The sequence below is a fragment of the Hydrogenophaga sp. genome (assembly GCF_028698005.1).
GTDB lineage: Bacteria > Pseudomonadota > Gammaproteobacteria > Burkholderiales > Burkholderiaceae_C > Hydrogenophaga.
Genome location: NZ_JAQVEJ010000027.1, coordinates 1 through 18,822, shown reverse-complemented (window position 1 = coordinate 18,822; position 18,822 = coordinate 1). Strand labels below are relative to the sequence as shown.

Below are 18,822 nucleotides of genomic sequence, written 5' to 3'. Positions count from 1 at the left end.
CCTCCACGAGAAAGACCTGCCCGCCAGCCTGCGGCCGGTGCCGCTGCTGCGCCGCGACGCGCTGGTGGTGCTCATCGTCGATGACGTGCCGGACAATGTGGCGCCGCTGCACGATGCGCTGGACGAGGCCGGCTACGACGTGCTGGTGGCGCTGGATGGCGAGACGGCCCTGCGCCGCGCCGCGCAGGCGCTGCCGGATGTGATCCTGCTGGATGCGGTCATGCCCGGCATCGATGGCTTCGAGGTCGCGCGCCGGCTGAAGGCCGACAAGCGCACCGCGCAGATGCCGATCATCTTCATGACGGGGCTGACGGAGACCGAGCATCTGGTGGCGGCGCTGGATGCGGGCGGCATCGATTACGTGACCAAGCCGATCAAGCCGCGTGAGGTGATGGCGCGCATGGGTGTGCATCTGCGCACGGCCCGGCGTGTGCACGAGGGTGCGGTGGAGCGCGAGCAGGCGCGCAATGCGCTCGATGCGTTCGGCTACGCCTCGATCACGGTGCGCGAGCGGGACGGCCGGCTGGTGTGGCAGACGCCGCTGGCGCGCGAGCTGCTGCAGCGTTACTGCGGCACCAGCGCGCCCGAAACACCGCCGGCGGTGCTGCAGTGGCTGCGCCGCCACTGGCCCGAGTTGCGGTGCGCCGGGCGTGCGGCGCAGGAGCCGCCGCGGCTGACGCTGGAGAGCGGACCGCGGCGGCTGACCTTCCGGCTGCACCTGCAGGTGGGCGACCCCGACGAGGGCGGTGCGCAGGGCGAGGGCGGCGACTGGCTGATCGTGATGCAGGAGACCTCGGACGCGAGCGTGCTCGAAGGGCTGGCGCAGGCCTTCGGCCTGACCGCGCGCGAGGCCGAGGTGCTGTACTGGGTGGCCAAGGGCAAGATCAACCGCGACATCGGCGACATCCTCGGCGCCAGCCCGGCCACGGTGAAGAAGCACCTGGAGCGCATCCACGCCAAGCTCGGCGTGGAAACGCGCACGGCGGCGGCGGCCATGGCCATCAACCGGGTGCCGCTGCTGCGCCCGCAGCACGGCGGCTGATCCGGCATACGCCACCCGGCGTACAGACGCTACCGAGGGATATCCCTAGCATCGGTCTGACCCCACCCAAGAGCCCGCAGGCTCCGGGTGGCTGGAGTCGAAACCCCTTATCTACGGATACGTTCCCGGAACCTGGAGAAGCGCCATGATGCAACGTCGATTCACCCTCAAGACCCTGACCGCGGCGGCCACGGTCGCCACCCTGGCCATGACCGGCCTGAGCGCCCACGCGCAAAGCACCATCAAGATCGGCGTGCTGCACGCCCTCTCGGGCACCATGGCGATTTCCGAGACGGTGCTCAAGGACACGGTGCTGATGGCGGTCGACGAGATCAACGCCAAGGGCGGCGTGCTGGGCAAGAAGCTCGAACCCGTGATCGTGGACACCGCGTCCGACTGGCCGCTGGCCGCCGAGCAGGCCAAGCAGCTGATCAGCAAGGACAAGGTGGCCGCGGTGTTCGGCTGCTGGACCTCGGTGTGCCGCAAGTCGGTGCTGCCGGTGTTCGAGGAAACCAACAGCCTGCTGTACTACCCGGTGCAGTACGAGGGTGAGGAGCTGTCCAAGAACGTGTTCTACACCGGTGCCGCGCCCAACCAGCAGGCGATCCCCGCCGTGGAATACCTGATGAGCCAGGACGGTGGCGGCGCCAAGCGCTTCGTGCTGCTGGGCACCGACTACGTGTACCCGCGCACCGCCAACAAGATCCTGCGCGCCTTCCTGCACAGCAAGGGCGTGAAGGACGAGGACATCATGGAGGCGTACACGCCCTTTGGCCACGCCGACTACCAGACCATCATCGCCAACATCAAGAAGTTCGCCTCGGCGGGCAAGAAGACCGCGGTGATCTCCACCATCAACGGTGACTCCAACGTGCCCTTCTACAAGGAACTGGGCAACGCGGGCCTGAAGGCGACCGACGTGCCGGTGGTGGCGTTCTCCGTGGGCGAGGAGGAGCTGCGCGGTGTCGATCCCAAGCCGCTGGTCGGCCACCTGGCGTCGTGGAACTACTTCATGAGCGTGAAGAACCCGACCAACGACGAGTTCGTGAAGAAGTGGAGTGCCTACGCCAAGGCCAAGAACATCGCCGGTCACAAGGACAAGCCGCTGACCAACGACCCGATGGAAGCCACCTACGTGGGCATCTACATGTGGAAGCAGGCGGTGGAGAAGGCCAAGTCCACCGACACCGACAAGGTGATCGCTGCCATGGCGGGCCAGACCTTCGCGGCGCCCAGCGGCTTCACGCTCAAGATGGACGAGAAGAACCACCACCTGCACAAGCCGGTGCTGATCGGCGAGGTGCGCGCGGACGGCCAGTTCAACGTGGTCTGGAAGACCAAGGGCCCGATCAAGGCCCAGCCCTGGAGCCCGTTCATCGAAGGCAACGACAAGAAGAAGGACGAACCCGAGAAGAAGTGATCCTGCCTGGCACCGCGCGCGGCCGTTGCCGTCGCGCGGTGGCCGGCGGGTGTGAGGGTTTCGGGGCCGCGCTCATCGGACGGCCCCATTTTCGAGAGACGGACGGACATGCGTTCCATGATGTTGAGGGTGCTGCGTGGCACCGTGCTGGCCATGGCGGCGGTCTGGGGGCCGGCGGCCCTGGCGCTGACGGCGCAGGACGCGCTGCAACTGGTCGAAGGCACCATCGGCGAACGGGTGGAGGCACTGGCCCGCCTGGCCGCGGAGCCCGACGACCAGGCGGCGGCCCTGATCCGCGCGCTGGCGGACGAGTCGGTGCGCTACCAGGACGGGCGCGTGTTCATCGTCGAGGGTGACCGGGCACGCGATGCCGTCAGCGGCGAGACGCTGGCGCTGCCCGAGGGGGCCGAAGAGCCCATGATCAACAACCGCCTGCGCGGCGCGCTGCAGACGGCACTGGCAGGGCTCGACCTGCTGGCCGACGACGTGGCGACCCAGCGCCGGGCCGCCGCCACGCTGCAGGCCAGCGCGTTCGACGACCCCGATCCCGCGCAATTGCCCCTGATCGACGGCGCGCTGGCGCCCGGGCACGCCGACCGGCTCGACGTGCACGCGCGCGAATCCCTGCTGCTGGCGCAGGCGGCGCTGCAACTGGGCAGCGACGAGGTGCCGGTGCGGCAGGCCGCGGCACAGAAGCTGGGTGATGCGCGCCAGCCCATCGTGCGGGCACTGCTGCAGCAGCGCCTGGACGTGGAGGAAGATGCCGCCGTCAAGGCCTCGCTCAAGGCCTCGCTGTCGGCGGTGGATCGCTCGCTGGCGACCAGCGCGGCGCTGGGCCAGGTATTCACGGGCGTCAGCCTGGGCTCCATCCTGCTGCTGGCGGCGCTGGGTCTGGCCATCACCTACGGCCTGATGGGCGTCATCAACATGGCGCATGGCGAGCTCATCATGATCGGCGCCTACGCGACCTACGTGGTGCAGTCGCTGTTCCGCCAGTACCTGCCCGGGGCGTTCGACTGGTACCTGCTGGCCGCGCTGCCCGCGGCCTTCCTGAGCTCGGCCCTGGTCGGGGCGCTGATGGAGCGCAGCGTGATCCGCTTCCTCTACGGCCGGCCGCTGGAGACCCTGCTGGCCACCTGGGGCATCAGTCTGGTGCTCATGCAGGCCGTGCGCAGCCTGTTCGGCGCGCAGAACGTGGCCGTGGAGAATCCGGCCTGGATGAGTGGTGGCGTGACCGTGCTGGGCAATCTCACGCTGCCCTGGAACCGCATCGTCATCATCGCCTTTGCCATGCTGGTGCTGGCCGGTGTGGCGCTGCTGATCAGCCGCACGCGCCTGGGGCTGTTCGTGCGCGGTGTCACGCAGAACCGGCCCATCGCCGCGTGCATGGGCGTCAACACGGCCCGTGTGGACACCTTTGCCTTCGCCGCCGGTTCAGGCATCGCCGGCCTGGGCGGCTGCGCGCTCAGTCAGGTGGGCAACGTCGGCCCGGACCTGGGCCAGAGCTACATCGTCGATTCCTTCATGGTGGTGGTGCTGGGCGGCGTCGGCCAACTGGCGGGCACTGTCTATGCCGCGCTCGGCCTCGGCGTCATCAACAAGTTCCTCGAAGGCTGGACGGGCGCCGTGCTGGCCAAGATCGCCGTGCTGGTGTTCATCATCGTCTTCATCCAGAAACGGCCGCAGGGCATCTTCGCGCTCAAGGGCAGAACCGCATGACCACGACGACGCTTTCCTCTCACGCTGACCTGCCGTCCCGGGGGCCGCTGCTCACGCGCGGCGGCTGGGGCAGCATCCTGATCGCCTTGCTGGTGGTGTGCGCCGTGGCGCCCGTGCTCAATCTGCTGGTGCCGGAGGGCAGCCCCCTGCACCTGAGCGACTACATGGTCGGTCTGCTCGGCAAGATCATGTGCTACGCGATCTGCGCGCTGGCGATGGACCTGATCTGGGGGTACACCGGCATCCTCAGCCTCGGCCACGGCCTGTTCTTCGCCCTTGGCGGCTACGTGATGGGCATGTACCTGATGCGCCAGATCGGCACCGATGGCAACTACAAAAGCGAGCTGCCGGACTTCATGGTCTTTCTCGACTGGAAGGAACTGCCCTGGCACTGGGCGCTGTCCGACAGCTTCATCGCCACGCTGGCGCTCATCGTGCTGGTGCCGGGGCTGGTGGCCTTCGTGTTCGGCTATTTCGCGTTCCGTTCGCGCATCAAGGGGGTGTACTTCTCCATCATCACCCAGGCGCTCACGTTCGCGGCCATGCTGCTGTTCTTCCGCAACGAGACCGGCTTCGGCGGCAACAACGGCTTCACCGACTTCAAGCGCATCCTCGGTGTTCCGATCACCACCCAGGGCATGCGCATGACGCTGTTCGTCATCACCGGCGTGACGCTGCTGGGCTTCTTCCTGTGGGCGCGCTGGCTGGTGCGCAGCAAGTTCGGGCGCGTGCTGCAGGCCATCCGCGATGCCGAGAGCCGCGTCATGTTCTGCGGCTACGACCCCTTGCCCTACAAGCTGACCATCTGGACCATCTCGGCGGTGATGTGCGGCGTGGCCGGTGCGCTGTACGTGCCGCAGGTGGGCATCATCAACCCGCGCGAGATGAGCCCGGCGTCGAGCATCGAGATCGCGGTGTGGACGGCGGTGGGCGGGCGGGCGTCGCTGCTCGGGCCCATCGTCGGCGCCTTTCTGGTCAACGGCGCCAAGAGCTGGCTGACGGTGACCTTCCCCGAGTTCTGGCTCTATTGCCTGGGCGCGTTGTTCATTGCGGTGACGCTGTTCATGCCGGAGGGCATCGTGGGCCTGGTCAGGAAGATGCGGAGGGCAGGGAAATGACACCGGACCTGATGGAAGCGGGCGCCAAGCGCCTGGCTGCCGCGCAGTCGGCGCACGCCACCGGGGTGACCGAGTCGGGCGGGCGCCGCGCCGGCTACGGCCGTCCGGTGACGGCGGGCGAGGTCGATGTGGCACACGGCCGCATCCTCTACCTCGAAGATGTGCACGTGGCCTTCGACGGCTTCAAGGCCATCAACGGGCTGAACCTCGACATCGCGCCGGGTGAGCTGCGCTGCGTCATCGGACCCAATGGGGCCGGCAAGACGACGATGATGGACATCATCACCGGCAAGACACGGCCCGACAGCGGCACGGTGTTCTTCGGCAGCACGATCGACCTGCTGCGCTACCGCGAGGCCGACATCGCCGCCATGGGCATCGGCCGCAAGTTCCAGAAGCCGACCGTGTTCGAAGAATTGTCGGTGTTCGAGAACCTGGAACTGGCGCTGGCCACCGACAAGGGCGTGCGCCGCTCCATGGCCTTTGCCCTGAACGGCGAGCAGAAGGACCGGCTGGCCGAGGTGTTGTCCACCATCCACCTGCGCGACAGCGCCGCGCGCCAGGCCGGTGAGCTGAGCCACGGCCAGAAGCAGTGGCTGGAGATCGGCATGCTGCTGATGCAGGACCCCAAGCTCCTGCTGCTGGACGAGCCGGTGGCCGGCATGACCGACGAAGAGACCGAGCGCACGGCGCAGCTCTTCCTGAGCCTCAAGGGCAGGCACTCGCTCATGGTGGTCGAGCACGACATGAACTTCATCCGCGCCATCAGCGAAAAGGTGACCGTGCTGTGCGACGGTGCGGTGCTGGCCGAAGGCACGCTGGACGAGGTGCAGGCCGACGAACGCGTGATCGAGGTGTATCTTGGGCGGTAATGGGGTGGGCCGGGCGTCGGCACGCTACTGTTCTCTGGCGACGCAACGAAAAGACCCCCGGCCGACAGGCCGAAACCCGGCATAAAGGACCCCATCCATGAGTTTTCTCGACGTCAGGGACATCAACCAGTACTACGGCGGCAGCCACATCCTGCGCAACGTCAGCCTCACGGCCGAGCTGGGCAAGGTCACGGTGGTGCTCGGGCGCAACGGCGTGGGCAAGACGACGCTGCTCAAGTCGCTCATGGGGCTGGTGCCGATCAAGAGCGGCGCCATGGTGCTCAACGGGCAGTCCATCGACCGTGCCACACCCTACGAGCGCGCGCGGCTGGGCATGGGCTATGTGCCGCAGGGACGCGAGATCTTCGCGCGGCTGACCGTGGAAGAGAACCTCCAGATGGGGCTGGCCTACCGCAAGCGCGGCACGCCGATTCCGGCCGAGCTGTACGAGCTGTTCCCCGTGCTGAAGCAGATGCTCGGCCGGCGCGGCGGCGACCTCTCGGGCGGACAGCAGCAGCAACTGGCGATCGCCCGTGCGCTGGCAGCGGGGCCGAAGCTGCTGATCCTGGACGAGCCGACCGAGGGCATCCAGCCCAACATCATCAAGGACATCGGCAAGGTCATCCGCCTGCTGGCCGACCGTGGCGACATGGCCATCGTGCTGGTCGAGCAGTACTACGACTTCGCCGAGGCGCTGGCCGACCACTACGTGGTGATGGAGCGCGGCGAGGTGATTGCCAGCGGGCCGGGCCCGGAGATGGCGGCGCGCAACATCCGCAGCCTGGTGGCGATCTGAGCGGCAGCCGCTGGCCACCCGTCGTCAGACCTGCCAGACGCGGGGCGGGACGGCTGGCAGTTGCCAGGCCTGGTGGCGCAGGCTGGCCCAGGCGGCCTGCAGCGCGGCCATCAGCGGCTCGACCAAGTGGGCCAGGCCGCGCACCACCAGCAGATGCGGGTCGGGACAGGTTGCCGCCATGTCCACCACGCCCTCGCCCGGTCCGGGCAGCGTCGCGCGCACCGCGTCCAGCAAGGTTTCGCGCCGCGCCGCGCTCATGGCTTGTGCGCTGGCCAGCCACAGCGTGCCCAGGCAGCGCCGCCCGCCCAGGCCCAGGGGGGCATCGAGCAGACGCTGGTCCTGACCGTCGATGCGGGCTTGTTCGAGCCACACCCCGGGCCATTCGATGCGCTGTACCACCTGGCCGTGCGTGAAGGGCCGGGCGGCGGCAGGCAGGCCCAGCGCCAGGACATCCCAGCCGATCATCTCGGCATCGTCCTCCAGTGCCATGCACAGGCGGTTGTGTGCCTGGCAGCCCGGGTAGGCCAGGGTTTCGAGTGGCAGCCACTCCAGCCGCGCGTCACCGGCCAGACGGATGTCGACCTGCTGCGTGCCGGGCTCGCCATCGCTGGCGTAAAAGCGCGTGGCGCCCGGCGTGCTGAGCAGGCCGTGCGAGCCGGCCTCGGCGCGGACGCGGATGTCCAGCCGGTCGCCGCCCACGATACCGCCGGGGGGATGCACGATCACGTTGTGGCAGATGGCATCGCCTTCGGGGTACAGGCTCTTGAAAACGCGCAACGGGCCTTCATGCGCATGGCGCAACACCGTGTGCCCCCCCTGGTGCTGGTAGTGCAAGGACAGGTGGGCGTGCCAGGGCATGAAGGTGTTGCGTCGGTGAAAGGAGGCGGCTGGCCTCAGCCCTGGCTGCCGCGGTGCGCCCAGGCGGTGGTGTGTTTCTCGATCCAGCTGAACAGCTCGTACATCAGCATGGCCATGATACCGACCACCAGCAGGCCGCTGAAGGCCAGGCCCATCTGCATCGAACTGCCGGCCGAGATCAGCAGGTAGCCGATGCCTTCGTTGGCCGCGGTCATCTCCGACACCGTGGTGCCGACGAAGGCCAGCGTGATCGCCACCTTGAGCGAGCCGTAGAAGTAAGGCAGCGAGCGCGGCAGCCCCACCTTCATCAGCACGTCCCAGCGCTTGGCACCGAGCACGCGCAACACGTCTTCGAGCTCGGGCTCCAGCGTGGCCAGGCCGGTGGCGATGTTCACCGTGATGGGGAAGAAGCAGATCAGGAAGGCCGTGAGGATGGCCGGGCCGGCGCCGATGCCGAACCACACCACCAGGATGGGGACGAAGGCGGCCTTGGGCAGGGCATTGAAGGCCGTCATCAGCGGGTAGATGGCGGCGTAGGCCAGGCGCGAGGAGCCGATCAGGAAGCCCAGCAGCACGCCCACCACGATGGCGATGCCAAAGCCCGCCATCGTCACCCAGAAGGTGCGCCAGGCATGGCCCATGATGGTCGCACTGTGCTCCAGCGTCTGCTCCCAGATGCGCGAGGGGCTCGGGAAGATGAATTCCGAGACGCCGAAGCCGCTGCAGATGACTTCCCAGACGATGACGATCGCCACCATCAGGATCCATGGCGACCAGCGCTCGACTTGCTTTTTCTTGTTCATGGATCGCACGGCCGGTGGGTTACTGGTTGACGGGTGTGCGCAGCGCGCCGATATGGCCACGCAGTTCCAGCACGGTGTCGGAGAACTCCTTGGTGTAGGTCACCTCGAGTTCGCGCCTGCGCGGAATTCCGATCTCGCGTCGCACCACGAAGCGCCCCGGACTGCGGCTCATGCAGTACACCGTATCGGCCAGGAACACCGATTCGCGCAGGTCGTGCGTGACCAGGATGACGTTGAAGCGCTGCGCTTCCCACAGGTCGCGCAGGGTGCACCACAACTCCTCGCGCGTGAAGGCATCGAGCGCACCGAAGGGCTCGTCCAGCAAGAGCATCTTGGGCTCGTGGATGAGCGCGCGGCAGATGCTGGCGCGCTGCTGCATGCCACCCGACAGCTCCCACGGGTATTTCTTGCCCATGCCGCCCAGGCCCACGCTGTCCAGCAGCTTGAGCGCGCGTTCCTCATATTCCTTGCGCCGGTCCTTGAACTGGCTGCGGTAGGGCTCGACGATTTCCAGCGGCAGCAGCACGTTGTCCAGCGTGGTGCGCCAGGGCAGCAGCGAGGGCGACTGGAAGGCCATGCCGGAGATCTTGAGCGGGCCGGTGACGGGCTCGCCACCCACCCGGATCTTGCCCATGCTCGGCATGCGCAGCCCCGTGGTCAGCTTCATGAAGGTGGACTTGCCACAGCCCGAGGGGCCGACGATGGCGATGAACTCGCCCTGGCCGACCTGCAGGCTGATGTCCTCGACCGCGAAAACATTGCGGGCCAGCAGGTCGTCGTTGTAGGCGAGCCAGACCCGGTCGAACTCGACAAAGGGCTGCGTGCTCGGGCTGGCAGCGGATGTGTCCATGGGGCGTCCCTGAAAAGGGGCCAGCCGCCGCAGGGGGCGAGCCGGCCCGGACCGGGCAGATGGCTCAGCGGCTCAGCGCTTGGCCGGCGGCAGGATGTCCAGCTCGGCGGCGGAGGGCAGCAGCGAGCCGTCCCAGACGGCCGCCGGATCGACGCGGGTCTTGGTGGCGAAGGCGTCGGACACCTGTGAGGCCATCAGCGCCAGGCGGCCCGGGTTGACCTGGCCGAAGCCTTCCTGGCGGGCGTCGGGGCTGGCCACCACGGCGTCGATCGCCAGCGCCAGGCGGCGGGTTTCGAGCGCGGTGTTGATGATGCCGTCGCGGGCCTTGACCGTCCCGATGGTGGCGGCCGGGTCGGCCATGACTTCCTTGGCGCCCTTGGTGAAGGCCGAGAGGAAGGCCTTCACCGCGGCCGGGTTCTCCTTGACCATCTTGGGGCTGGCGATGATCACGTTGCCGTACATCTTCACACCGAAATCCGGGTAGGGCAGGATCACCACGTCTTCCGTCTTGGCGCCGCGCGCCTCCAGGTTGAGCAGCGAGGTGAACGAGAAACCGGTGATGGCGTCCACGTCGCCACGCACCAGCATGGTTTCGCGCAGCGGTGGGTCCATGGAGATCCAGGTCACGTTGCCGATGTGGTTGGCCTTCTGGAAGACCGGGAATGCCTTGCGGCCGGCGTCGAACACCGGGGCGCCCAGTTTCTTGCCCGTCAGGTCGGCCGGCTTGGTGATGCCACTCTTCCTGAGCGCCAGCACGGCGGCGGGCGTGTTGTTGTAGACCATCATCACGGCCACGGGCTTGTTCGGCGCGTCGGGGTTGTTGGCGTGGAACTCCATCAGGGCGGCCAGGTCGGCGAAACCCATGTCGTAGGTGCCGGAGGCCACGCGGGTGACGGTGCCGCCCGAGCCGTTGCCGGCATCGATAGTCACGTCCAGGCCCGCCGCCTTGTAGTAGCCCTTGGCAGCCGATTGCAGGAACAGGGCCGCCGGGCCCTCGAAGCGCCAGTCGAGCTGGAACTTGACCGGGGTGTCGGCATGGGCCAGGCCGAACGTGGCGATGGCAGAGAGGGCCGCGAGGGATTTCAGGAGGTGGCGCTTGTTCATGGGGGCTCCGTGCGTGAAGGGGCAGGCGGGTTGCCTGGGGGACGTGACCGGTTTGAGCAAGATCGGTGCCAGCGCGGCTCCTGCCGGGCAAGGTGAACACAAAATCTGTATACAGTTTGTCGGACGCCCCCGCATCACGGTGGCCGGGCCAGCCCACCGGATGGTGCCCAGCTTGCGGTCGGGCACCAATCCGGGGCAACCCGGAGTCGTCCGGGAACCATCTTGAAGCGTGTCGGCCGTCATCGGGGCGTCGTGCCCCGTGGATCGGCGCATCAGGGGGCGGTGTGTGCGTCGCCGTCGGCCGCCGGCAGGCACAGACGCAGGCGTGCGCCACCCAAAGGCGAGGCCAGTGCCTCGATGCCGCCGCCATAGGTCTGCGCCAGGGTGCGGACGATGTCCAGCCCCAGGCCCGCGCCGGGACGGTGTTCGTCCAGTTGCACACCGCGCTCGAACATGCGCCCGCGCAGGGCCTCGGGAATGCCGGGGCCGTCGTCGTCCACGGTGATGCACAACTGGCCGTCCTCGCGCTGCACATCGACGAGCACGCGCGTGCGCGCCCATTTGCCGGCGTTGTCGATCAGATTGCCCAGCATTTCGTACAGGTCCTGCTCTTCGCCACGGAAGGCACCATCCTGTGCCTGCGGGGCGAGCTCGAACACGAGCGACCGGTCGGCATGCAGGCGTTGCATGGTGCGCAGCAATGCGCGCACCGGCGCCAGCATGGGCGTGCTCAGCCCCGTGGCGCGCACGGCCGCCTCGGCTCGCGCGCGCGCGAGGTGGTAGTCCACCTGCCGGTGCGCGCTGGCCACCTGCTCGGTCACCAGTTGCGCCAGCGGGGTGTTTTCCTGGGCGGCGGCGTTGGCCAGGATGGACAGCGGCGTGTGCACCGCGTGGGCCAGGTTGCCGGCCTGGGTGCGGGCGCGCTGCACCATGCGGGCATTCTCGGCCAGCACGTGGTTGAACTCGTTGACCAGGGGTTGCAGCTCCTGCGGAAACTGCCCTTCCAGTTGGGCAGCCTGGCCCTTGCGTACGGCGGCAAGCCGCTCGCGCAGCCGTTGCAGCGGACGCAGGGCCAGGTGCAGCTGGGTGACCACCGCCACGGCCAGCCCCAGCGACAGCAGGCCCAGTGCGATCAGCAGCAGATGGGTGAAGCGCTGCAAGGGCTCGGCCAGCAAGGCGGTGTCGCCGGCCACCGTCAGGCGCAGCGGTGGTGCCTGGTCTTCGGGCAACTGCAGGGTGCGGGTGACGGCCAGCAAATCGTGGCCCTGGGCATCGGGCAGCGACAGCACGCGGTGGCCGCCGGTGCGGTCGTTGCCGGGTATGGCCGGCACGGCCAGCACCTGGTCCCACAGCGAGCGCGAGCGGGCCACGCCGGCCTGGGGTGCCGCGCCCAGCCGGTCGATCTGCCAGTACAGGCCCGAGAGCGGTCGCGACAGACGCGGGTCGGCGGCCATCGGGGCCACCCGGATGCCCCCCTCCGGCGTCCATTCCGCCGCGGCACTGAGCTGGTCAAGCTGCATCACCAGTTGCGCCTGCAACTGCTGGGTGATGTGGTCCTGGAACAGCGTGCGCAGCGCCCATCCCGTCAGCGCGATGCTCAGCATCATCCACACCAGGGTGCCGGCCAGCAGGCGCAGGCGCAACGAGCCGGCGGGCAGGCGGGGCACGGCGCTCATGCCGTGGCGCCGACCTCGGACAGCCGGTAACCCAGTCCGCGCACGGTCTCGATGCAGCCCGGCGGGAGTTTTTTGCGCAGTCGGCCGATGAAGACTTCGATGGTGTTGGAGTCGCGGTCGCTGTCGTGCGGGTAGATGTGTTCGGACAGTTCGGTGCGCGAGAGCACCTGACCCTTGCGCTGCATCAGCAGCGACAGCAGCTTGAATTCGTGGCTGGTGAGCGCCAGGGGCTGGCCATCCACCAGCACGCGGGCCTGGCGCGTGTCCAGCCAGATCGGGCCGCATTGCCACAGCGCACTGGCGTGCTCACCCTGGCGGCGCAGCAGGGCGCGCAGGCGTGCCAGCAGCTCCTCCATGTGGAACGGCTTGGCCAGGTAATCGTCGGCGCCGGCGTCCATGCCCGTCACCTTCTCGTGCCAGGCGCCGCGCGCGGTGAGGATCAGCACCGGCATGTTGCGTCCCGCGGCCCGCCAGCGGCGCAGCACCGACAGGCCATCGAGCACGGGCAGACCCAGATCCAGCACCACGGCGTCGAAGTCTTCCACCTCGCCCAGGTAGTGCGCCTGGGCGCCGTCGCTGGCGGACTCCACCGTATGGCCCGCCGCGGCGACGGCCTGCACCAGCTGGTCACGGAGGGTGGGTTCGTCTTCCACAATGAGGATGCGCATCAATGTCCCTTGCGTTTGAATTTCAGCACGCGCCCATCGACCGCGTCGATCTCGAGCCGGACCATGCGGCCATCGGGCTGCAGCAGACCGATTTCGTAGATGTAGCGGCCATCATCATGCTCGAACTCCACCTTGAGCACCTGTCCGGGGTAGCTGCGCTCGACCTGATCGAGGACGGTGCGCAGTGGCAGCACCTGACCGCGCTCCAGCGCCTGGCGAGCCTCTTCATGGTCGTCGCGATCGGAGGCCTGCAGGAGCGGGCACGCGAAGGTGGCGCCCGCCGCGAGGGCGAGCACGATGAGGGGGCGGCGCAGGGTGTTCATGGTCGTCCTTATACGCGCGTGATCATGAATGTGCCATGAACGCGTCCTTCAGCGAAGGTTCAGGGTGGTTTTTCCAGAATCGTTGCCAAGGCACTCGCCCCCGCCGGGGCGGGTGGCCTGCCCTGACACATTGCAAGGAAACACCATGCGTATCAAGATGGCTCTGGGAGGCTTTTTGTTCGTGATCACCCTGGCATGGCTTGCCGTCGTGCCGCCGGAGCTGGGTGTGTCGCCACTCGTGGATGCACAGGGCGCCGCCACCGGCTGGTGGCGGTTGCGCCAGCATGTCCTGTACCTGTCCGGCCTGTGGAGCATCGGCCTGATGTCCCTGATCATGGTGCTGGCGCTGCGCCTGCCGTGGCTGGAGCGGCCCCTGGGCGGCATGGACCAGGTCTATCGCCTGCACAAGTGGGCGGGCATCGGTGCGGCGCTGATGGCCATCCTGCACTGGGGTGCCGATGAATCGAGCGACTGGATCAAGGGCCTGTGGGGGCGCGCCGGTCGGCCCGCGCGCGACGCGGTGCTGCCCTGGCTCACCGACGCCCGTGGCCTGGCCAAGGATCTGGGCGAGCTGGCCTTCTACCTGCTGCTGGCCCTGGTCGCGCTGACCCTGTTGACGCGGCTGCTGTCCTACCGTCCCTGGCGCTTTCTGCATCGCCTGATGCCCGTGCTGTATCTGGCGTTGGTGGTGCATGCCGTGTCCCTGATGCCGCTGACCTTCTGGACGTTGCCGCTGGGCCTGCTGATGGGAACGCTGCTCGCGCTGGGCAGCATGGCCGCGGTGTGGTCGCTGGCCGGCCGCATCGGTCGCGCACGCCAGCACGCCGGCCGTATCCATGCCGTGCGTGTGCTGGGCGACGGAGGCGAGGCCGCACCGATCGAAGTGATCTGTGCCCTGCCGGCCCGTTGGCCGGGCCACCGCGCCGGGCAGTTCGTCTTTGTGCGCTTTGACGATGCGGAAGGTGCCCATCCCTTCACCATTGCCAGCGCCCCCGGCAGCCTGGGCACCAGCGAGCAGGGCGAGCCCTTGCTGCGCCTGGTGATCAAACCGCTGGGCGACTACACCCGCACCCTGGGCCATCGGCTGCAGGCCGGGCAGCGCGTCGACATCGAAGGTCCTTATGGCTGCTTCGATGGCCGGGGCCGCCGCCGGCGCCAGCAGGTGTGGGTGGCCGGTGGCGTGGGCATCACGCCCTTCCTGGCCCTGCTCGAGGCGCGCCAGCCGGGCGCGCCGGACACGCCGGACGCGCGGCAGCCCGTGCACATGCACTACAGCACCCGCGACGCTGCCACCGACCCGTTGCTGCCGCGGCTGCGTGCGCTGTGCGCACAGGCCCGGCCACCGGTGTCCCTCACGGTGCACGACGATGCCCGGGGCGAACGCCTGCGACCCGAAGACCTGGAGGCCATCGGTGGCCCGCTGGACATCTGGTTCTGCGGTCCCCGGGGCATGGGCGATGGGCTGCAGGCGCACGCCCGCGCTGCGCGGCCATGGCGGCTGCACCGCGAGTCTTTCGCCATGCGCTGATGCCTTTTTTCACTCACCCCAAGGAGTCTTTCATGAAGATGACGATGAAACACACCGTCCCCGTGCTGGCCATGTGTCTGGCGCTGGCCGCCGCGCCGGTGCTGGCCGACGACGATGACGACTGCGATGTGCCGGTGTCGCAGTGGCAGTCGCGCGACGCCGTGCGGCAGCACGCGGCCGCCCAGGGCTGGCAGTTGCAGCGCATCAAGATCGATGATGGCTGCTACGAAATCCGCGGCCGGGATGCCCAGGGCCGCCGTTTCAAGGCCAAGCTGGACCCACAGACGCTGCGCGTGGTGAAGATGAAGCGGCGGGATGACGACGACCGGCGCGAGCGCGATCGCGATCGCACGGCCACGCCGAACGTGGCCCCCGCCCAGGGCGCCGGCCCCACCGCCGCACCGGCCCCGGATCAGCGCCCCGTGCTGACGCCGGGCACCCGGCCACGCGGCCAGATCGAATGACCCGTACTTTTTTCTTTTTTTCGGAGACCTTCCATGTCCAGAACCCAACCCCTGCTGACCACCATCGCCGCTGCCTGTGCGCTGGCACTGCCGGCCATGGCGCAAGCCCGTGAGGTCACGCTCACCACCCAGCTCAAAAACTATGGCGGCGACGGTGCCTACCTCGCCGTGTACCTCACCGATGCCAAGGGCGCCTATGCCGGCACGCTCTGGGTGGCCGGCGGCAAGGCCAAGTACTACAAGCACCTGGCGGACTGGAACCGCCTGTCCGCCGGTGATGGCCAGCGCCTGCAGGGCGTGACCGGCGCCAGCGTGGGCGCGGGCCGCACGCTCACGGTGACGGCCGATCTGGCCGATGCGCTGATCGACGCAGGTTACGAGATCCGCATCGACGCCGCGGCGGAGGACATGCGCGACAGCCCCGCCGAGATCCGCGTGCCGCTGTCCACGGCCCAGGCGGGCAAGGCGCAGGCGGGCAAGACCTACATCCAGTCGTTCAGCTACCAGTTCAAGTAAACGAGGGGAGCAAGCATGGTTTGGCGGCAACTGCATCGCTGGCTGGGTTTGGTGGCGGGCACACTGGCGCTGGTGCTGGGCGTCACGGGCACGCTGCTGGCACTCGATCCCCTGCGCGACGCCTGGCAGGCGGCTCCTGCCGAGCCGGGCCTGCCGGTGGCCACCCTGGTGCAGCGTGTGCAGGCCAGCGTGCCCGGCACCCAGGAGGTGCGGCGCCTGCCCTCGGGCGGCATCGTGGTCTATGGCTTCGAGGGCGACCAGGCGCTGGCCTTGCGCGTGGACCCGGCCGATGGCCGCATCCTGGGCGACTACCAGCGCTCGCTGCTGCCGCGCTGGGTGAAGAACCTGCACCGTGCCCTGCTGCTCGACGATGCCGGGCGCATGGCCGCCGCGGCGGTGGCCCTGGCCATGCTGGGGCTGTCCGTGTCAGGGCTGGTGCTGCTGCTGCGCCGCATGGGCGGCTGGCGACAACTGGCCGCACCGGTGCGCGGCACGCTGGCACAGCGCCTGCACGTGCTGTCCGGGCGGCTGCTGCTGCCGGTGCTGGCGGTGTCGGCGGCGGCGGCGCTGGTCATGAGCGCGGCCACGTTCGGGCTGATCCAGCTCGACGCGGCGCCCGAGCCCGATGTGGTGTCCGTGCCGGGCAGCGAGCCGGCACTGCCGGTCGGGCAGTTGCCGCTGCTGCAGGCGCTGCGCGTGCAGGACCTGCGCCAGCTCAACCTGCCGGCGGACGATGATCCGCAAGACATCTGGCGCGTGACCACCGCCCGGGGCCAGGGCTGGGTGGACCGCTACAGCGGCCAGACCCTGGCGTGGCAGGACGCCACCGTTGCGCAGCGCGTGCAGGACTGGGCGATGCTGCTGCATACCGGCGAAGGCGCCTGGCCCTGGGCCGTGGTGCTCGGCATCATGGGGGCCAGCATCCCGCTGTTCTGGGGCACGGGCCTGCTGCTGTGGTGGCAGGCGCGCCGCAGCCGTCCGCGTCTGGCTGACAACAGCCCGCTGGCGCAGGCCGACAGCCTGATCTTCGTGGCCAGCGAGGGTGGCAGCACCTGGGGTTTTGCCGAGGCGCTGCATGCCGCACTGGTGGCGGCGGGGCACCGGGTGCACACCGCGGCCCTGGAGCAATGGCGCGTGCCGCCGGCGGCACGCCACGTCTATGTGCTGGCCGCCACCTATGGCGATGGCCAGCCACCGGCACATGCGGCGGGCGCGCTGGCGGCCATCGCGCGCCAGCCTGTCACCGGCGCACAGGTGGCGGTACTGGGCTTTGGCGACCGGCAGTTCCCCGCGTTCTGCGGCTTTGCCGATGCCCTGGAGGCGGCCTTGCGGGCCCGGGGCTGGGCCACGCTGCTGCCCCTGGAGCGCATACACCAGCAGTCTGCCCAGGCCTTCGCGCGCTGGAGCCAGGCGCTGGCGCAGGCCCTGGGGCAGCCTCTGAGCGTCACCTGGCGGCCACGGCTGCCGCGCACCGTGGCGCTCACCCTGGTGGCGCGGCAGGACTTCCCCGGTGGAGCGGGCGAGCCGGCGGCCATCCTGCGCTTTGCCCTGCCAGGGCGTGGTCTGCCCCGTTTCGCCGCCGGCGACCTGCTGGGCATCGTCCCGCCGGGCGAGGCCGTGTCACGCTATTACTCGCTGGCCTCGGGTAGCGCAGACGGTTTCGTGGAGATCTGTGTGCGCCGCATGCCGGGCGGCGTGTGCTCCAACCTCCTGCATGCCCTGCAGCCGGGCGAGAGCGTGCAGGCGTTCATTCGCAGCAACCCGGGTTTCGTGCTGCCCGCCGGCCGCACACCGGTGCTGCTGATCGGTGCCGGCACCGGTGTGGCGCCGCTGGCGGGTTTCATCCGTGGCAACGCGCGCCACCGGCCCATGCACCTGTATGTCGGCGCGCGCGACCCGGCGCGGGATTTCTACTTCGGCGCCGAACTGCAGGCCTGGCAGGCCGAGGGTCGCCTGGCCGGCTTGCACACCACCTTCTCCCGCACACCGGGTGGCGGCTATGTGCAGGACCTGCTGCAACGCGATGCGGCGCAGGTGCGCGATCTGCTGGCACAGGGCGCCATCGTGCGGGTGTGCGGCAGCCGGCCGATGGCCGAGGGCGTGGCGCAGGTGCTGGACGCCCTGCTGGCCCCGCTGGGGCAGAGCCTGGCACAACTGAAGGCGAAGGGACGCTATGCCGAAGACCTGTTCTGAGCTGCGGCGGCGGAACCTGCACGGCCCCACCATGGGCACGCGCTGGTCCGTCACCTGCGATGTGGCGGCGGACATCGATGAGCCACCACTGGCCGGGGCCCTGGCCATGGCCGTGCAGGAGGTGGATGCGCAGATGTCGCCGTGGCGGCCGGACAGCGACCTCAACCGCCTCAACCAGGCACCGCCGGGGGCCTGGGTGACGCTGCCCGCTGAGCTGCTGGATGTGCTGGTGTGCGCGCTGGACATCTGCCGCCTCAGTGGCGGCGCGTTCGATCCGGGCGTGGGTGCGCTGGTGGACGCCTGGGGGTTCGGTGCGGTGCGCGACACGCCCGACGCGCCGGCCATCCGTGCCGCGGCCGACGCTGCCCGCGCACCGCGCCCGCCCACGCACCAGTTGCTGGAGATCGACCGCAACCAGGGGCGCGCGCGCAAGCATGCGGCGCTGCAGATCGATCTGTGCGGCATCGCCAAGGGCTATGGCGTCGATCGCATGGCCGAGGTGCTGCATGGGCACGGCGTGCGGCATGCCCTGGTGGCACTCGATGGCGAGTTGCGCGCCGTGGGTGGTCAGGCCGGTGGCGCACCCTGGGCGGTCGCCGTGGAGAGTCCCGAGATCGGGCGCCGCGCCGTGCATGGCGTGCTCGAGCTGGAGGACCTGGCGGTGGCTAGTTCGGGGGACTACCGGCGCTGTCTGCTCGTGGACGGCATGCGCCTGGCGCACTCCATGGATGGGCGGCGCGGCGCGCCCGTGCGCAACGACGTGGCCTCGGTCACGGTGTTGGCGCGCCAGTGCATGCACGCCGATGCCTGGGCCACGGCCCTGCTGGTGGCCGGCCCCGGCGAGGGGCTGGCGCTGGCCCAGCGCGTCGGGC

General features: G+C 69.1%; 18 protein-coding genes. 11 read left to right on the top strand and 7 right to left on the bottom strand.

The window, feature by feature from the left end; all coding sequences use genetic code 11:
• Positions 1 to 16: 16 nt before the first annotated feature.
• The 6 genes from PHQ87_RS04795 (at position 17) to urtE (ending at position 6,967) form a co-directional block, all read left to right on the top strand.
• Positions 17 to 1,042 carry a response regulator transcription factor gene (locus PHQ87_RS04795; protein ID WP_300231746.1) on the top strand — a complete coding sequence of 342 codons (1,026 nt, stop codon included), beginning with the start codon at positions 17 to 19 and terminating at the stop codon, positions 1,040 to 1,042.
• Between the two features lie 148 nt (positions 1,043 to 1,190).
• The gene (gene urtA / locus PHQ87_RS04790; protein WP_300231745.1) at positions 1,191 to 2,462 is read left to right on the top strand and encodes an urea ABC transporter substrate-binding protein; all 1,272 of its coding nucleotides are present in this window, start codon (positions 1,191 to 1,193) and stop codon (positions 2,460 to 2,462) included.
• A gap of 117 nt (positions 2,463 to 2,579) precedes the next feature.
• Entirely contained in the window at positions 2,580 to 4,181 is a 1,602-nt protein-coding gene (gene urtB / locus PHQ87_RS04785; protein ID WP_300231735.1) for an urea ABC transporter permease subunit UrtB, read from the top strand.
• Complete coding sequence (gene urtC, locus PHQ87_RS04780; protein WP_300231734.1) at positions 4,178 to 5,299, top strand: urea ABC transporter permease subunit UrtC; 1,122 nt, start codon at positions 4,178 to 4,180, stop codon at positions 5,297 to 5,299. Before urtB ends, urtC begins: the two co-directional genes overlap by 4 nt.
• The gene (gene urtD / locus PHQ87_RS04775) at positions 5,296 to 6,171 is read left to right on the top strand and encodes an urea ABC transporter ATP-binding protein UrtD (protein WP_300231732.1); all 876 of its coding nucleotides are present in this window, start codon (positions 5,296 to 5,298) and stop codon (positions 6,169 to 6,171) included. The genes urtC and urtD overlap by 4 nt, the downstream gene beginning before the upstream one ends.
• Before the next feature lie 97 nt (positions 6,172 to 6,268).
• Positions 6,269 to 6,967: an urea ABC transporter ATP-binding subunit UrtE gene (gene urtE, locus PHQ87_RS04770; protein WP_300231730.1), complete on the top strand. Its 699-nt coding sequence runs from the start codon at positions 6,269 to 6,271 to the stop codon at positions 6,965 to 6,967.
• A gap of 24 nt (positions 6,968 to 6,991) precedes the next feature.
• On the opposite strand, the gene PHQ87_RS04765 is transcribed toward urtE, so the two are convergent.
• The 7 genes from PHQ87_RS04765 to PHQ87_RS04735 all read right to left on the bottom strand — a co-directional run bounded on the left by PHQ87_RS04765 (position 6,992) and on the right by PHQ87_RS04735 (position 13,249).
• The gene (locus tag PHQ87_RS04765; protein WP_300231729.1) at positions 6,992 to 7,825 is read right to left on the bottom strand and encodes an urease accessory protein UreD; all 834 of its coding nucleotides are present in this window, start codon (positions 7,823 to 7,825) and stop codon (positions 6,992 to 6,994) included.
• Between the two features lie 35 nt (positions 7,826 to 7,860).
• Positions 7,861 to 8,628, bottom strand: coding sequence for an ABC transporter permease (locus PHQ87_RS04760; protein WP_300231728.1), 768 nt, complete (start codon positions 8,626 to 8,628; stop codon positions 7,861 to 7,863).
• A gap of 19 nt (positions 8,629 to 8,647) precedes the next feature.
• Entirely contained in the window at positions 8,648 to 9,478 is an 831-nt protein-coding gene (locus PHQ87_RS04755) for an ABC transporter ATP-binding protein (RefSeq protein ID WP_300231727.1), read from the bottom strand.
• 72 nt (positions 9,479 to 9,550) lie between these two features.
• A complete protein-coding gene (locus tag PHQ87_RS04750; RefSeq protein WP_300231725.1) occupies positions 9,551 to 10,582 on the bottom strand; it encodes an ABC transporter substrate-binding protein in 1,032 nt (343 codons plus the stop codon).
• 272 nt (positions 10,583 to 10,854) lie between these two features.
• A complete protein-coding gene (locus PHQ87_RS04745) occupies positions 10,855 to 12,258 on the bottom strand; it encodes a sensor histidine kinase (protein WP_300231724.1) in 1,404 nt (467 codons plus the stop codon).
• Positions 12,255 to 12,926, bottom strand: a complete 672-nt coding sequence (locus PHQ87_RS04740; RefSeq protein WP_300231723.1) for a response regulator transcription factor — start codon at positions 12,924 to 12,926, stop codon at positions 12,255 to 12,257. The genes PHQ87_RS04745 and PHQ87_RS04740 overlap by 4 nt, the downstream gene beginning before the upstream one ends.
• Positions 12,926 to 13,249 carry a PepSY domain-containing protein gene (locus tag PHQ87_RS04735; RefSeq protein ID WP_300231722.1) on the bottom strand — a complete coding sequence of 108 codons (324 nt, stop codon included), beginning with the start codon at positions 13,247 to 13,249 and terminating at the stop codon, positions 12,926 to 12,928. The genes PHQ87_RS04740 and PHQ87_RS04735 overlap by 1 nt, the downstream gene beginning before the upstream one ends.
• A gap of 145 nt (positions 13,250 to 13,394) precedes the next feature.
• On the opposite strand from PHQ87_RS04735, the gene PHQ87_RS04730 reads away from it, so the two are divergent.
• The 5 genes from PHQ87_RS04730 to PHQ87_RS04710 form a co-directional block, all read left to right on the top strand.
• Positions 13,395 to 14,777 carry a ferric reductase-like transmembrane domain-containing protein gene (locus PHQ87_RS04730; protein ID WP_300231721.1) on the top strand — a complete coding sequence of 461 codons (1,383 nt, stop codon included), beginning with the start codon at positions 13,395 to 13,397 and terminating at the stop codon, positions 14,775 to 14,777.
• Positions 14,778 to 14,809: 32 nt separating this feature from the next.
• Positions 14,810 to 15,241: a PepSY domain-containing protein gene (locus PHQ87_RS04725; protein ID WP_300231720.1), complete on the top strand. Its 432-nt coding sequence runs from the start codon at positions 14,810 to 14,812 to the stop codon at positions 15,239 to 15,241.
• A 33-nt stretch (positions 15,242 to 15,274) separates the two neighbouring features.
• The gene (locus PHQ87_RS04720; RefSeq protein WP_300231718.1) at positions 15,275 to 15,757 is read left to right on the top strand and encodes a DUF2271 domain-containing protein; all 483 of its coding nucleotides are present in this window, start codon (positions 15,275 to 15,277) and stop codon (positions 15,755 to 15,757) included.
• A gap of 15 nt (positions 15,758 to 15,772) precedes the next feature.
• Positions 15,773 to 17,950 (top strand): PepSY domain-containing protein, encoded by a 2,178-nt coding sequence (locus PHQ87_RS04715; RefSeq protein WP_300231717.1) that lies wholly within the window; start codon positions 15,773 to 15,775, stop codon positions 17,948 to 17,950.
• A partial coding sequence (locus tag PHQ87_RS04710; RefSeq protein WP_300231716.1) for an FAD:protein FMN transferase occupies positions 17,931 to 18,822 on the top strand: 892 nt, incomplete at its 3' end. The genes PHQ87_RS04715 and PHQ87_RS04710, both read left to right, overlap by 20 nt.